The 14494-nt window shown below is 37.2% G+C and carries 12 protein-coding genes; 7 read left to right on the top strand and 5 right to left on the bottom strand.

Features of this window, described 5'->3' with window-relative positions; genetic code table 11:
- The first annotated feature begins 1 nt into the window (after position 1).
- The 3 genes from ASE92_RS04795 to ASE92_RS04785 all read left to right on the top strand — a co-directional run bounded on the left by ASE92_RS04795 (position 2) and on the right by ASE92_RS04785 (position 3750).
- On the top strand, positions 2-778 hold the full coding sequence (locus tag ASE92_RS04795) for an enoyl-CoA hydratase/isomerase family protein (protein ID WP_056848913.1): 777 nt from the start codon (positions 2-4) through the stop codon (positions 776-778).
- 22 nt (positions 779-800) lie between these two features.
- Positions 801-1484, top strand: coding sequence for a DUF4412 domain-containing protein (locus tag ASE92_RS04790; protein ID WP_056848912.1), 684 nt, complete (start codon positions 801-803; stop codon positions 1482-1484).
- A gap of 94 nt (positions 1485-1578) precedes the next feature.
- Positions 1579-3750 (top strand): S9 family peptidase, encoded by a 2172-nt coding sequence (locus ASE92_RS04785; protein WP_056848911.1) that lies wholly within the window; start codon positions 1579-1581, stop codon positions 3748-3750.
- Between the two features lie 211 nt (positions 3751-3961).
- Here the strand turns inward: ASE92_RS04785 and ASE92_RS04775 are convergent, their stop codons facing one another.
- Complete coding sequence (locus ASE92_RS04775; protein WP_056848909.1) at positions 3962-4672, bottom strand: DUF3307 domain-containing protein; 711 nt, start codon at positions 4670-4672, stop codon at positions 3962-3964.
- Positions 4672-5283, bottom strand: coding sequence for a SatD family protein (locus ASE92_RS04770; protein ID WP_056848908.1), 612 nt, complete (start codon positions 5281-5283; stop codon positions 4672-4674). The genes ASE92_RS04775 and ASE92_RS04770 overlap by 1 nt, the downstream gene beginning before the upstream one ends.
- Before the next feature lie 153 nt (positions 5284-5436).
- On the opposite strand from ASE92_RS04770, the gene ASE92_RS04765 reads away from it, so the two are divergent.
- The 4 genes from ASE92_RS04765 (at position 5437) to pdeM (ending at position 11428) form a co-directional block, all read left to right on the top strand.
- Positions 5437-6492, top strand: a complete 1056-nt coding sequence (locus ASE92_RS04765; protein WP_056848907.1) for a ligase-associated DNA damage response exonuclease — start codon at positions 5437-5439, stop codon at positions 6490-6492.
- Complete coding sequence (locus tag ASE92_RS04760) at positions 6489-8078, top strand: ATP-dependent DNA ligase (RefSeq protein ID WP_056848906.1); 1590 nt, start codon at positions 6489-6491, stop codon at positions 8076-8078. The genes ASE92_RS04765 and ASE92_RS04760 overlap by 4 nt, the downstream gene beginning before the upstream one ends.
- A gap of 166 nt (positions 8079-8244) precedes the next feature.
- Positions 8245-10722: a ligase-associated DNA damage response DEXH box helicase gene (locus ASE92_RS04755; protein ID WP_056848905.1), complete on the top strand. Its 2478-nt coding sequence runs from the start codon at positions 8245-8247 to the stop codon at positions 10720-10722.
- A gap of 67 nt (positions 10723-10789) precedes the next feature.
- Positions 10790-11428, top strand: a complete 639-nt coding sequence (gene pdeM, locus ASE92_RS04750) for a ligase-associated DNA damage response endonuclease PdeM (RefSeq protein WP_056848904.1) — start codon at positions 10790-10792, stop codon at positions 11426-11428.
- Here the strand turns inward: pdeM and trxA are convergent, their stop codons facing one another.
- From trxA to ASE92_RS04735, 3 genes are all read right to left on the bottom strand, one after another.
- The gene (gene trxA, locus ASE92_RS04745; RefSeq protein ID WP_056848903.1) at positions 11429-11725 is read right to left on the bottom strand and encodes a thioredoxin; all 297 of its coding nucleotides are present in this window, start codon (positions 11723-11725) and stop codon (positions 11429-11431) included.
- A 115-nt stretch (positions 11726-11840) separates the two neighbouring features.
- Entirely contained in the window at positions 11841-13190 is a 1350-nt protein-coding gene (locus tag ASE92_RS04740) for a dihydrolipoamide acetyltransferase family protein (RefSeq protein WP_056848902.1), read from the bottom strand.
- A 47-nt stretch (positions 13191-13237) separates the two neighbouring features.
- Positions 13238-14491 (bottom strand): competence/damage-inducible protein A, encoded by a 1254-nt coding sequence (locus tag ASE92_RS04735; protein ID WP_056848901.1) that lies wholly within the window; start codon positions 14489-14491, stop codon positions 13238-13240.
- Positions 14492-14494 lie beyond the last annotated feature (3 nt).

The raw sequence follows: 14494 nt of genomic DNA, 5'->3' as shown, positions 1-14494 counted from the left end.
CATGGAAAACCTGGTTTTGTACCGTGTGGAAGAAAGAATTGCCACCATAACCCTCAACAGACCCGAAAAAAGAAACGCACTAAATCCTCAATTAATTTTGGAATTAACTGAGAAATTTATTCAAGCATCAGAAGATGATGCGGTTAAAGTGATCGTATTAAAAGCCAATGGAGGTTCATTTAGTGCGGGTGCAGATTTAGAGTATCTTCAACAGTTACAACAAAATACCTTTGAAGAAAATGTTATAGATTCGAACAACTTAAAAAAGCTTTTTACAACCATTTATTATCTTCCGAAAATCGTTATCGCACAGGTAGAGGGACATGCAATCGCCGGGGGGTGCGGATTAGCCACAATATGCGACATTATTTTCGCCACTCCTGAAAGCAGTTTTGGATATACAGAAGTTAAAATCGGCTTCGTACCGGCTATCGTTTCGTGTTTTTTGAAGCAAAAGGTAAACGAAACTATAGCTAAAGAATTATTGCTAACTGGAAAAACTTTCACAGCTCAGGAGGCTTTGGAATATAAATTGATAAATTATGTAACAAATTCAGCAGAAATTAATCGAAGTGTTAAAGAATTTGCACTACGTTTGTGTAGCGGGAGTTCTGGTAATTCGTTGATGATCACAAAACAGCTAATTAACCAAACAACAAATCCCCTATTGGAGAAAAACTTGGAATTTGCAGTACAAATAAACGCAAGAGTTAGGGAAAGTGAAGATTTTAAAAAAGGAATTGCTTCATTTTTAAATAAAGAAAAAATTAACTGGTAAACAACTAAACTTAAATAAAAACATGTTAAAATCAATCAAAACAAGCGTTGTCGCTTTAATCTTAGTTAGTGGTGCAATAATCGCACATGCGCAAAAAAAAATTGCTGAAGGTACAATTACTTATGGCTTGGAATATAAATTAACTGATGAGCAAAAAGCTGCAATGGGCGGTCAGGAACCACCTGCAGAAATGAAAGTTAAATTCAATAATGGTTTAACTAAAATTGAAATGGAACAAGGTCCTGCTTTAATTGGTATCGTTTCTGATAACAACGAAAAAACGGGTTTATTATTAATTGATGTGCCTATCGCTCAAAAACAATTCGCCGTAAAACAATCAAAAGAAGATGTAGAAAAAGCTATGGGTGCAATTGCTAAGTTTTCAGATTTCAAAGCAACTGGCGAAAAACAAACTGTAGGTGGTTACAATGCTGAAAAATATACATTTAAAGATGATAAAGGTGGCGCTCACGAATTATGGGCAACTAAAGATGTAGAACTTCCAAACGTAGGTTCTCAAAACTATTTCCCAGGTTTAGGTGCATTTCCAGTAAAGTTTACAATGGTTCAACGCGGTATCGAAACTACAACAACATTAAAATCAATTGCTGAAGGTAAAGTGGGTGCAATTTCGAAAGACGTTCCGGCAGGTTACGAAGTAGTAACTATGGACGAATTAATGAAAATGCAAGGTGGCGGAGAATAACTAACTTATATCTTACAATCAAAGGCTTTTTAACTGCCGGCTTTTATTTAAATTAGCCCAAAAGTTAAAAAGCTTTTTTTATGACTAATTTTTTATGATAAAAAACTTATTACTCAAACTCTCAATTGTTTGCATTGCCGTTTGTGCACTTGTTGATGCAAAAGCTCAAGGCATAAATTGGGCAAAAGATGGCAATTCTTATTATCAAATTACCAGTGGAGAAATTATTTCTGTTACGCTACCTAAAAGTGAGAAAAAAACGATTATTTCCCGGGCACTTTTAACGCCTTCAGGAGAAGATGCCCCTATTGCAGTTCGTAGTTTTCAACTTTCTGCCGATGGAACTAAAGCTTTGATTTACACCAATAGTAAAAAAGTTTGGCGTTACGATACGCGTGGCGATTATTGGTTGGCTGATTTAACAGCGAATAAGATCACTCAAATCGGCAAAGACAAGCCTGCATCATCGTTGATGTTTGCAAAGTTATCGCCCGATGGAAGTAAGGTTGCTTATGTAAGCAAACACAATTTATACGTGGAAAATACTGACGGGACTAATATGAAGCCCTTAACAACCGATGGAACAGACCGGATGATTAACGGCACTTTTGATTGGGTTTACGAAGAAGAATTCGATTGCAGAGATGGTTTTAGATGGAGTCCTGATGGAAAATCTATTGCTTATTGGCAAATCGACGCTACCAAAATCAAGAATTTTTTAATGATTAATAATACCGATTCGATTTATCCCTTCACCATTCCTGTAGAATATCCAAAAGTGGGCGAAAATCCATCAGCTTGTAAAGTTGGTATTGTCGATGTAAATACTGCTAAAACCAATTGGTTAAATATCCCTGGCGATAATATTCAACATTATATTCCTCGGATGCAATGGGTTCCAAATAGCAATGAGGTAATTCTCCAACAATTAAATCGCGAGCAAAATGAAAGTATTGTATTTATTTGCGATGCAACCAGTGGCGCCGCTAAGGCCATTTATACCGAAAAAGCAAAAGCCTGGATTGATGCCCAAGATGAGTGGAAATGGTTAAATGACAATAAGGAATTTACTATTTTATCTGATAAAGATGGATGGGCACACCTTTATAGAATTAGTCGTGATGGTAAAAAAGAAACGCTGGTAACAAAAGGAAATTACGATGTTGTTGATGTGAAATTAATCGACGATAAGAATAATTATTTGTATTTCATCGCTTCGCCTAATAATGCCACACAACGTTATTTGTATAAAACCAAGCTGGATGGTAAAGGCAAGTTAGAACAGGTTACGCCATCTATCCTGCTTCCTGGCACACACAGTTATGATATTTCCCCTAATGCGGCTTTCGCTCGTCACACCTACAATAGCGCTACAGTAAGGCCGGTAACCGAATGGATGAATTTTACTACAGGCAATCCATTCACCATGGATGGTAGCATTACTAACCAATTATCAAAACAAGAAGCACCTAAAAATAAAGTAGAATTCTTTAAAGTAACTACAGAAGATGGTGTTGAATTGGATGGCTGGATGAAAAAACCAGATAATTTTAATCCCGATAAAAAATATCCTGTAGTATTTTATGTTTATGGCGAACCTGCTTCTCCAACAGCCTCTGATACTTATGGAGCAGGTAGAAATCCCTTGTATGCCGGCGATATGGCTAAAGATGGTTATATCTATGTTTCTATGGATAATCGAGGTGCACCCGTTCCTAAAGGTGCAGCCTGGAGGAAGGGGATTTATAAAAACATTGGCGTAATTAATATCCGCGATCAGGCTATGGCCGCAAAAAAACTGCTCGCTACGAATGCATTTATGGATAGAGATCGTGTTGCCGTTTGGGGCTGGAGTGGCGGTGGTTCATCCACCTTAAACTTAATGTTTCAGTATCCTGAAATTTACAAAACAGGTATCTCCATTGCAGCTGTTGGTAACCAATTAACTTACGATAATATTTATCAGGAACGTTATATGGGCACTCCTTTTCCAAGCAAAGAAGCTTATGTTAAGGGCTCTCCTATTACTTATGCCAAAAACCTGAAGGGTAATTTACTTTACATTCACGGTACTGGCGATGATAATGTTCATTATCAAAATGCCGAAATGTTAATTAACGAATTGATTAAAAACAGAAAGGTTTTCCAATTAATGAGCTATCCAAATCGTACCCACAGTATTTCTGAAGGCGATGGAACCAGTGAACATTTATCGCTCACTTATACTAAGTTTTTGAAAGATAATTGTCCTCCAGGCGCAAAATAGAATTGATATTTAAAAAGCAATTTAGCGGGGAATCGGTTTCGATAGCCCCGCTTTTCATTTTAATCTTTTTTGTAAAAATCAACCTCGCAGGTTTTAAAAATCTGCGAGGTTTCTCAAAAAAGTATTACATTTCAATCGGGTTTAAAATGCAATGTTCTGCATTCTCCTTAATGTTAGCTTAGCATAAAGCTTAACATGCGGCAGGGAAAATTTATTTTATCAATCCCATAATCATTAGTGAAACTACTATGGCGATTCCGAAACTCAGCAAGGTGCCAATTAGTACATATTCAGTTAATTTTAAATCGTGTGCTTCTTTTAAATCGCCAAAGCGAAAAATAGATTTAGCCGCCAACAGAAAACCTACAGCCTCAAAATGATTGGTCAGGATGAAAACAAAAATCAATGTCCGTTCTAAAATACCAATATATTTCCCTGCATTCTGTAACGATTTCGGACTCTCATCGTCGCTTTCTGGTAACCACTTGGCAATAATTACTTTCATAATGATGGATGTTGGCATAGTCAAAAATAAAACGCCCGAAATTATAATCCACGTGTGCGTTTCATTTATAAAACTGATATTTAAATAACCATTATAGAAAAAATTCCATACTAATACAATAGAGCTGAAGTGCAAAAGCTGGTCAACAAAAAATAAGATTCTGGCATTTTTATTTGTTTGAAAGATCGATTTTAAGGCATCAATTATGAGATGCAAGGCACCAATTGATAAAGCTATTTTCCAAACATTAAAGCTTAAAAAAACAACAAAAATTAATCCTATATGAACCAGGACATGTAGATATAACTTGCTTGATTTTAGCTTCTTTCTTTCCTTATCTTTCACCCATGAATTAGGTTGCAGAAAAAAATCTCCAACTAAATGCGCTATAATGATTTTAATTAAATAGATCTCCATTATTTCGAAAGCGTTTGGTTCAATTTTTTACGGTATAATTTATCCATCTCCATCAATTCAGAATAATGAGCACGTTTTAAAGCCTCACTTACCAAAGATTGGGTTCTGCCAGAAAGCACGGCTAGCTCACTTTGCAACACATTTTCGTTTTCTAATGCCAGCTTGACCATTTCTGCAGCAACTATTCCCCAACTATCCATTGCAATTAAAGACAGCTTAATCATAACATTAATTTCTTCATCGAAATCAAGGAAGTCAGTTTTAATAGCCAGATTAACTTTTGCTTGTTTTAAGCTATCAAAAGCTGCTCCAGAGTTTACAAAAGCATCTCCACTTGATTCTGAAAGTTTTTTACGCTTGCTTTTTATATCACCGATTCCAATGCCCATCCTCACATCTGCAGGTTTATTTATTCTGATACAGGCTTTTAAATAAGCTGCAGTTTTAATAGCATTTTCTGCCTCTACCTCTACCTGGAAGCTGTCTCCGCGATAAATCTCCCACTTATTATTCTGCTTTGAAACTACTTTTAAAGCATTTTTCAAACTCAATAACCAGCTATCTTTTATCTTTCTTGAACCTATTATATCACCTGTTATAATGCAAATCATAATACAATATCGGACTATTAAATCATATTTCAAAAATTATCGGCTAATTACCCGATATTTCTATTTATCGGCTAATTACCCGATATTTTAAATTATCGGCTAATTACCCGATATTGATTTAAAACTTATAGCATAATTTATTGTTTAGTACTCATGGCATTAATAGAATTTACAAAGAGAGGTATTTACTGCAAGCAAGGAGATTTTTATGTAGATCCTTGGTGGCCTGTGGATTACGCCGTAACTACACATGGACATAGCGATCATGTACGTTTTGGAAATAAACATTACCTCTGCCACACCTTAACAAAGCCTATAATTAAACGCCGGATTAGCGAAGATTTAAATGTAGAAACCCTTAATTATGGCGAAAGCATCGTTCGTAACGGTGTAAATATTTCGTTTTATCCTGCAGGCCATATCATTGGTTCGGCACAAGTTAGATTAGAATATAAAGGGGAAATCTGTGTTATTTCCGGCGATTATAAAACGGAAGATGATGGGATCAGTGATATTTTTGAACCTGTAAAATGCCATTCATTTGTATCTGAAAGTACTTTTGGTTTACCGGTGTATAAATGGCAAAAACAAGATCTTGTTTTCGATAAAATTAAAAGTTGGGTTAGCGATAATATTCCACAACAGAAAACGAGCGTATTAATTGCATATAGTTTAGGTAAAGCACAACGTTTAATTAAAAATCTTGCGGGCAGTGTTCCTATTTTTGTTCACAATAGTATCGCAAACCTAAACGAAGTAATTATCAATGCTGGTGTAAACTTGCCAGAAACGATTAGAATTACACCCGAAACTACCAAGGATGAATTACAAAAGGGAATTGTAATTGTGCCACCAGCCATGCGTGATAGCCGATGGATTAAGAATTTATCCCATCCGGTTACTGGTATTTGCTCAGGTTGGATGCAGGTTCGGGCACACCGTCGCTGGCAAAGTGCCGATGCTGGTTTTGCCCTCAGTGACCATGCCGATTGGACAGGGCTAATGGATGCCATTACTGCAACCGGCGCAGAAAAAGTTTATGTTACCCATGGTTTCACTGCCGCTTTTAGTAGGTTTTTAAATGATGAGGGCATTGAATCAGAAGAAGTTATGACCAAGTTTGGACAAGAAGACGACGAAGAAAATAAAGTTGACCTGGCGGACGGAGAGAATCAAAAGAATGAAACTGAAAACATAAGCGCAGAATGAAAAGATTTGCAAAACTCATTCAGCAGCTTGAATTGAGCAATAAAACCAATGATAAAATTGCTGCTTTAGTAGATTATTTTAATTTTGCTGATGATAAAGATAAGATTTGGGTTATTGCCTTGTTCACAGGAAAAAAACCTCGTCGACCAATTAAATCAGCATTGCTTAAATATTGGGCAATAGAAATTACACAAACACCCGAATGGTTATTTTCTGAAAGTTACTCGAATGTGGGCGATTTAAGCGAAACCATTGCCCTGCTCCTCCCGCCTGCAGAGAAAACTTCGGATATTCAGTTGCATAAATGGATTGAAAATTTGCACGATTTGGAAGGTAAAGACGATGAAACTAAAAAAAATTTCATCTTAAATGCTTGGAATACCTTAGAAACACAAGAACGATTCATTTTCAACAAACTTATTTCAGGCAATTTCAGAATTGGGGTTTCCAATAAGATGCTGGTGAATGCCCTGGCCAAGCAAAGTAGTTTGGATAGTGCTCAAATTATGCATAGCATTATGGGCAAGTGGAATCCTTATGAAATTACTTTTACCGAGCTGATTAATGGGGCACATGTAAATACAGATAACTCCTGGCCGTATCCCTTTTGCCTTGCCTATGCTTTGGAGCAAGAGCCAGAAAAGTTAGGCGATATTGCTGAATGGCAAGCCGAATGGAAATGGGATGGTATCCGCGGACAAATTGTTAAAAGAAATGGTGAATTATTTATATGGAGCAGAGGCGAAGAATTGGTAACAGAGCAATTCCCAGAACTACATTTTTTAATTGATATTTTGCCAGATGGAGTGGTTTTAGATGGTGAAATACTAGCGGTACAGGATAAGCAGGTTTTATCTTTTAGTACTTTGCAGCAACGTTTAAACCGCAAAACGATCAGTAAAAAACAACTGGAAGACGCCCCTATTGGGTTCTTCGTTTACGATATTCTGGAGTTTGAGGCAAATGATTTTCGAGAACATCCTCTTAGTGAAAGAAGAAAAATATTAGAGCAGTTAATTGGAAGTTTAGATGACAGTGCTGTGATTCTATCACCAGTTATAAAGTGTAAAACCTGGGAGGAATTAGCAGAGTTAAGACAAACCTCACGTTCAATTAACAGCGAGGGAATTATGCTTAAAAAACTGAGTTCACATTACCACAGTGGTCGTAAACGTGGCGATTGGTGGAAGTGGAAAATCAATCCTTATACCGTTGATGCAGTGATGATTTATGCCCAAAAAGGTAGTGGAAGACGAGCAAATTTCTTCACCGATTATACTTTTGCTGTTCGTGATGGTGAAAACCTGGTTACTATCGCGAAGGCTTATTCTGGCCTAACCGATAAGGAAATTAAAGAAGTGAATTCTTTTGTAACCAAAAATGCAATAGAAAAATTTGGACCAGTTAGAACCGTTAAACCCGAACTTGTTTTCGAAATTGCATTTGAGGGAATTGCAGAAAGCAAACGACACAAAGCTGGTTTGGCACTTCGTTTTCCACGGATTTTAAGATGGCGGAAAGATAAAAAAGCTGTTGAAATAAATACATTAGAAGATTTGAGGCAATTGCTAGCATCTACAATATAACACTCCCGAAAGGTTTATTTACTTAGGTTTACCATGCCATTTAAACCCGTCAGGCGTGGAAATCTCCCGATTTTTTATCGGGAATTGAAACAAATGGCGGGACTAATGCTAACAATGAATTACTGAAATTGCTTTTCAATTAAAAATTTAGAAATTACAATTATACATGGACCAAACGAAAACCAAAGGCTACAAAAAAATTAAGCAATGGCTTAAAGCCAATGGTCGTAAACCATTTAAATTTCAGGAAGATGCCTGGCAAAACTACTTAAACGGTTACAGCGGATTGGTGAATGCTCCAACAGGATTTGGTAAAACATTTTCGTTGTTTTTGGCTATAGCCATAGAAGCGCTGAATGCATCAGAATTAAGCAATAAAAAAGCAAAAGATCGTTTACAGCTTATTTGGATTACTCCACTTCGTTCACTGGCTAAAGATATTGCAAGAGCGATGCGTGAAACACTTACCGAACTTGAATTAGATTGGCATGTTGGGGTAAGAAATGGCGATACCTCGCAGGCAGAAAAGGTTCAACAGAAGAAATCGATGCCCGAGATTTTATTGATTACACCTGAAAGTTTGCATCTTTTGCTGGCACAAAAAGGCTCTTCAACTTTATTTAAAAACCTGAAGTGCATAGTCGCAGATGAATGGCATGAATTGTTGGGAAGTAAACGTGGCGTATTGGTAGAACTTGCTATTTCCCGGATTAAAGGTTTGCAAAAATTGGAAAAAAATCAGTTTTTAAGAGTATGGGGTATTTCGGCAACCATTGGAAATATTGAGGAGGCTTTAGATGTTTTAGAGCCTGATGAAACAGCTAAAAGAATCATTATCAAGGCCGACCTAGAAAAGAAAATCATCATTAAATCAATTCTTCCCGATGATATTGAAACCCTACCTTGGGCTGGGCATTTGGGTTTAAAATTGGCTTACAAACTTCTGCCTATTATTGAGAAAAGCAAAACGACTCTTATTTTTATCAATACCCGTGGGCAATCGGAAATGTGGTACCAGCACTTGCTAAATATCGAACCTGAATTGGCAGGAAGAATTGCTATTCACCACGGTTCGATAGATTTTGAACTCAGAAACTGGATTGAAGATGCGTTACATACGGGGCAACTGAAAGCTGTTATTGCGACTTCATCCTTGGATTTAGGTGTAGATTTTAAACCTGTTGACACCGTTGTTCAGGTGGGTTCGCCTAAAGGTGTTGCCAGGTTTTTACAACGTGCCGGCCGTTCGGGGCATTCACCCCATGAGGTTTCGAAGATCTATTTTTTGCCGACACATGCTTTAGAGTTAGTAGAAGCAGCAGCAATTAAAGAAGCGGCCAAAACCAATAATATAGAAAGCCGTGAGCCCTTCATTATGGTTTTCGATACTCTTGTTCAATACCTGGTTACTTTAGCTATTGGAGATGGCTTTGATGATAAAATCGTTTATGAGGAAATAAAAAATACCCACGCTTTTAAATTAATCTTGCCAGAGGAATGGTCTTGGGTAATGCAATTTATAACTTCAGGTGGCGATAGCTTAGGTGCTTATAATGAGTTCAAAAAGGTAATTAAAGATGAAGACGGATTATGGAAAGTTAAAAGCCGACAATTAGCTATGCGACATCGTTTGCACATCGGTACCATAGTAAGTGATGCAATGTTAAAGGTAAAGTTTCTTTCCGGCGGTTATATTGGCATGGTAGAAGAATATTTTGTTACCCGCTTAAAAGCCGGAGATAATTTTCGTTTGGCCGGTCGGGTTTTAGAGTTTGTTCATGTTAAGGATATGACGGTAATTGTTCGGGTGAGTAAACAGAAAAATGCCATTTCTCCAAGCTGGAATGGTGGCCGTTTGCCTTTATCTTCAAATTTGGGCTCGGTGTTGCGGAAAAAATATAATGAGGCTTTAGATAAAACCCATAACGATGAAGAATTGGATTCAGTTTATCCATTATTTCTTTTGCAAGAAAAGCGTTCTCATGTACCACGCAATGATGAATTGCTAATTGAATTGATTAATAACAAAGAAGGTTTCCATCTTTTTGCTTATCCATTTGAGGGGCGTTTAGTTCATGAAGTTTTGGCGGCTTTGGTAGCTTACCGCTTGAGCAAGCTTTTGCCGATCAGTTTTTCTATTGCAATGAATGATTATGGTTTTGAGCTGTTAAGTGAAACAGAAATTCCTATGGATGAATCTATCGCCTACGAAGTTTTCTCGCCTAAAAACCTCACTGAAGACATTACGCTAAGTATCAATTCAACTGAAATGGCTCGAAGAAAGTTCCGTGATATTGCCTGCATTTCAGGTTTGGTTTTTCAGGGGTATCCCGGTAAATATGTTGCTAATAAACATCTTCAGTCATCAGCTGGTTTATTTTTTAATGTTTTTAGCGATTACGATAAACATAATTTACTTTTACGCCAAGCGTACGATGAAGTTTTTTATCAGCAATTAGAAGAGCCGAGATTGGCTGCCGCTTTAGAAAGAATTCAGAATAGTGAGGTAATCATTACCCATCCTCAAAGTTTTACACCATTATCATTTCCGATCAAGGTTGATAGTTTACGGGAAAACATGAGTTCGGAAGAATTGGAACAACGAATTGCAAGGATGAAAGCGGAATCGGAGAAATTTAAGTAAATTACCCTTTTACTGTTTCGTCATTGCTATTTACGAAGCAATCACGGACTATATTAGATAAAAATTAATGACAATCACAAGCCACGGAGAAGAACTGATTTTAGATAAAGAAAGGGCTTTATACTTACCACAACATCAACTTTTAGCCATTAGCGATTTGCATTTGGGTAAATCTGCACATTTCCGTTCTGCTGGTGTACAAGTACCATCTACCATCGCTCAAAATGATTTACAACGATTAGGTTTGCTCATTGAAAGGTATAAACCTAAAACGTTATTGATCAATGGTGATATGTTTCATCATGGTTTAAATACCGATATCGATGAGTTTGCAGCGTGGAAAAAGCAATTTCGCGAACTCACTTTCTTGCTTGTAAAGGGAAACCATGATAGGTTAGCAAATGCTGATTATGCATCAATGCAAATTGAAATACATGAACCAAGTTTTTGTTTAGGCCCTTTTTGCTTTATTCATGATGCACCAAAATGCACGGAAGAAGAATTGTATCCGATAAGTGGCCATATTCATCCTGGGGTTACTGTAGTGGGTAAAGCAAAACAGCGTTTAAAATTCCCGTGTTTCTTCTTTGGAAAAGAATACGCAGTTTTGCCAGCTTTTAGTACGTTTACCGGCCTTTATAATATTTACCCGAAGATTAACGAACAAATATTTGCAGTTACGCCAAATAAAGTGGTGGAAGTATAATTAAGAATGAGAATCGATAATCTGTTTCAATTGCGAAGCTTGCAAAACACCACTTTGACGCCAAACTTGTTTTCCTTGTTTGAATAACATTAAAGTAGGCACGCTTTGAACAGAATATGCAGCCGCTGCTGCTTGATTTTTATCGATATCAACCTTAATAATCGAAACGGAATCGCCAACCTGTGATTTTAACTGTTCTAAAATGGGCTTCATCATTTTGCAAGGTCCGCACCATTCAGCAAAAAAATCTACCAAAACTGGTTTCTCTCCATTTATTAATTCTGAAAACTTAGCCATAATTTAAGTCGTTAGTCGTTAGTCGTTAGTCGTTAGTCAAAAAACAGAATTAACGTGATTTGGTTTTAAACTAAAGAAGTCAAGTTTTGAAAAACTTGACTTCTTTTTATTCTAATTAAATTTCTCTGTTAAAATCCCAGTTCTCCAGGTAATCAGCTACTCTTCTCACAAACATCCCTCCTAACGAACCGTCCACAACTCTATGATCGTAAGACAAGGAAAGGAACATCATGTGGCGAATTGCAATTACATCACCATGTTCAGTTTCTAACACTGCAGGTTTCTTTTTAATGGCCCCCACAGCTAAAATAGCAACTTGCGGTTGGTTTATAATGGGTGTGCCCATCACGTTTCCAAATGAACCAACATTTGTTAATGTGAAAGTTCCCCCTTGTGTTTCATCAGGTTTAAGTTTAGAAATTCTTGCTCTTGCAGCTAAATCATTAACGGCTTTTGTTAAACCAACTAAATTTAACTGATCGGCATTTTTTATCACTGGAACAATGAGGTTTCCACTTGGCAAAGCTGCTGCCATACCAATATTGATATCGCGTTTCTTGATAATTTGCGTTCCGTTAACAGAAACGTTAATCATTGGAAAGTCTTTAATGGCCTTTGCTACTGCTTCAACAAAAATTGGCGTAAATGTTATTTTCTCATTTTCACGTTTCTCAAAGCTATTTTTTACTTTGTTGCGCCACAAAACCATATTCGTCACATCGGCCTCAACAAATGAAGTTACATGTGGAGAGGTCGTTTTACTCATCACCATATGGTCGGCAATAAGTTTACGCATTCTATCCATTTCAATAATTTCATCGCCCCCAGAAACTGATGTTGTTGATGTCTTAGTTGCAACCGGTGCTTGTTTTGAAACGGCAATAGGTTCAGCAACCGGCTCATTAGGAACATTTGAAATGGTTGGTGAGGCATTCGCTTGGCCACCATTTCTGGTTGAAATATAATTTAATAAATCATCTTTGTTGAGCCTGCCGTCTGCACCAGAGCCTTTTATTGAATCGAGTTCTTCAATGGAAATATTTTCTTGAGAAGCTATGCTTTTTACCAGAGGAGAATAAAAACGTTCTGAAGAAGCAAAATCAGCTTGCACTTCAGATGTTTTTTCTTGCTGTAATTCTGCTAAGCCCGGAATGTCTTGAGGTTGTTCTTCATCTACAACAGGAATTTGTTGAGCAGCTTCTTCGGTTTTAACGTCGCTACCACCTGCAGTTTCAATAATAGCAATTACATCACCAACTTGCGCAACTTCATCTTCCTTAAATAATTGCTTTACCAATTTACCGGCAACAGGTGAAGGTACTTCAGAGTCTACTTTATCTGTTGCAATTTCCAAAATTGTGTCATCCAAATCAATTGAATCTCCAATTTGTTTTACCCATTTAATTACGGTTGCTTCGGCAACACTCTCACCCATTTTTGGTAACAATAGTTCGTATTGAGCCATATTAAATTACAGTATTATATATTGGTATTGCGACAAAAATACAGTTTTTATTCGTTGTAAAAGTCTTCCCTAAGTAGATTTAATAACATCATCAATGCTGATGCAGCCGAACGTTCGATGTTTTGAAGGCGTTTGTTACTGAAATTAAACACTTTAGCAACTGTTTTATTCTTTGATGAGATCGCAATCCATACCGTTCCAACAGGCTTATCTTCGGTACCACCATCGGGTCCGGCTATACCACTTACTGCAATAGCATAATCAGTTTTGAAATGTTTAATTGCGCCTTCGGCCATTTCGGTAACCGTTTCTTCACTCACAGCACCAAATTTAGATAAGGTAACTTCTTTAACACCCAGGATCGATTCTTTCAGTTCGTAGGCATAGGCCACAGCTCCACCCCAATACACAGATGAACAGCCAGGATGTTGAGTAATCAAATGGGCAATATAGCCACCGGTGCAACTTTCTGCGGTAGATAATGTCAAACCTTTCGATTTCATTAGATTAAGAATAGCCTGCTCGAGCGGGAGATCTTCATCAATTACAACAAACTTTTTAATTTTTGCGATAATCTGTTGAGCATAAACTTCAACTTCAGCCTTCAAGGTCAATTCATTATCGCCCTTGGCAGATAAACGCAAACGCACCTGGCCTAATTTAGGTAAATATGCAAGCTTAACATGCGGCGGCAAACTATCTTCGATTTCTTCAATTTCCTTGGCTAAAAAAGATTCACCAATATTAGCCGTCAGAATAGTTTTGTGTACAATTGACGGCAACTTAAATCGGGATTTAATTCTTGGCAATACTTCATCGTCCATTAAATACATCATTTCGTACGGAACTCCAGGCATTGACACAAAAATCTTATCGTACTGCTCAAACCACATGCATGGAGCGGTTCCGTTTTTATTAACGATCACTTCGCAACCATCTGGTACATCAGCTTGCTGGATGTTAATATCCAACAAAGGGCGTTTGAATTTCTCGAAAATCTGACGAACCATTTCTAAGGCTCCGGCATCGTTTCTGAAACCCATATCGAAATATTTAGCCAAAGTTTTCTTGGTAATATCATCTTTCGTCGGACCCAAACCACCAGTTATTAAAATGATGTCTGCTCTGGTTTCAGCATCAGCTAAAGCAGATAAAATATGTTGTTCATCATCAGAAACCGATGTGATTTGTTTAACCGAAACGCCAATTAAATTTAATTGTTTAGCCATCCAGGCCGAATTGGTATCAACAATTTGGCCGATAAGAATTTCATCGCCAATGGTTATAATTTCAGCTAGCATAAT

The organism is Pedobacter sp. Leaf41 (assembly GCF_001422545.1).
Classification (GTDB): domain Bacteria; phylum Bacteroidota; class Bacteroidia; order Sphingobacteriales; family Sphingobacteriaceae; genus Pedobacter.
Note: the sequence above shows the minus strand (reverse complement) of the source record. Positions and strands in the feature narration are given on the sequence as shown.

What these genes read in the sequence shown, in the direction of transcription:
- ASE92_RS04795 (WP_056848913.1), top strand. Translation starts at nt 2, where the DNA reads ATGGAAAACCTGGTTTTGTACCGTGTGGAAGAAAGAATTGCCACCATA.
- ASE92_RS04790 (WP_056848912.1), top strand. Translation starts at nt 801, where the DNA reads ATGTTAAAATCAATCAAAACAAGCGTTGTCGCTTTAATCTTAGTTAGT.
- ASE92_RS04785 (WP_056848911.1), top strand. Translation starts at nt 1,579, where the DNA reads ATGATAAAAAACTTATTACTCAAACTCTCAATTGTTTGCATTGCCGTT.
- ASE92_RS04775 (WP_056848909.1), bottom strand. Translation starts at nt 4,672, where the DNA reads ATGGAGATCTATTTAATTAAAATCATTATAGCGCATTTAGTTGGAGAT.
- ASE92_RS04770 (WP_056848908.1), bottom strand. Translation starts at nt 5,283, where the DNA reads ATGATTTGCATTATAACAGGTGATATAATAGGTTCAAGAAAGATAAAA.
- ASE92_RS04765 (WP_056848907.1), top strand. Translation starts at nt 5,437, where the DNA reads ATGGCATTAATAGAATTTACAAAGAGAGGTATTTACTGCAAGCAAGGA.
- ASE92_RS04760 (WP_056848906.1), top strand. Translation starts at nt 6,489, where the DNA reads ATGAAAAGATTTGCAAAACTCATTCAGCAGCTTGAATTGAGCAATAAA.
- ASE92_RS04755 (WP_056848905.1), top strand. Translation starts at nt 8,245, where the DNA reads ATGGACCAAACGAAAACCAAAGGCTACAAAAAAATTAAGCAATGGCTT.
- pdeM (WP_056848904.1), top strand. Translation starts at nt 10,790, where the DNA reads ATGACAATCACAAGCCACGGAGAAGAACTGATTTTAGATAAAGAAAGG.
- trxA (WP_056848903.1), bottom strand. Translation starts at nt 11,725, where the DNA reads ATGGCTAAGTTTTCAGAATTAATAAATGGAGAGAAACCAGTTTTGGTA.
- ASE92_RS04740 (WP_056848902.1), bottom strand. Translation starts at nt 13,190, where the DNA reads ATGGCTCAATACGAACTATTGTTACCAAAAATGGGTGAGAGTGTTGCC.
- ASE92_RS04735 (WP_056848901.1), bottom strand. Translation starts at nt 14,491, where the DNA reads ATGCTAGCTGAAATTATAACCATTGGCGATGAAATTCTTATCGGCCAA.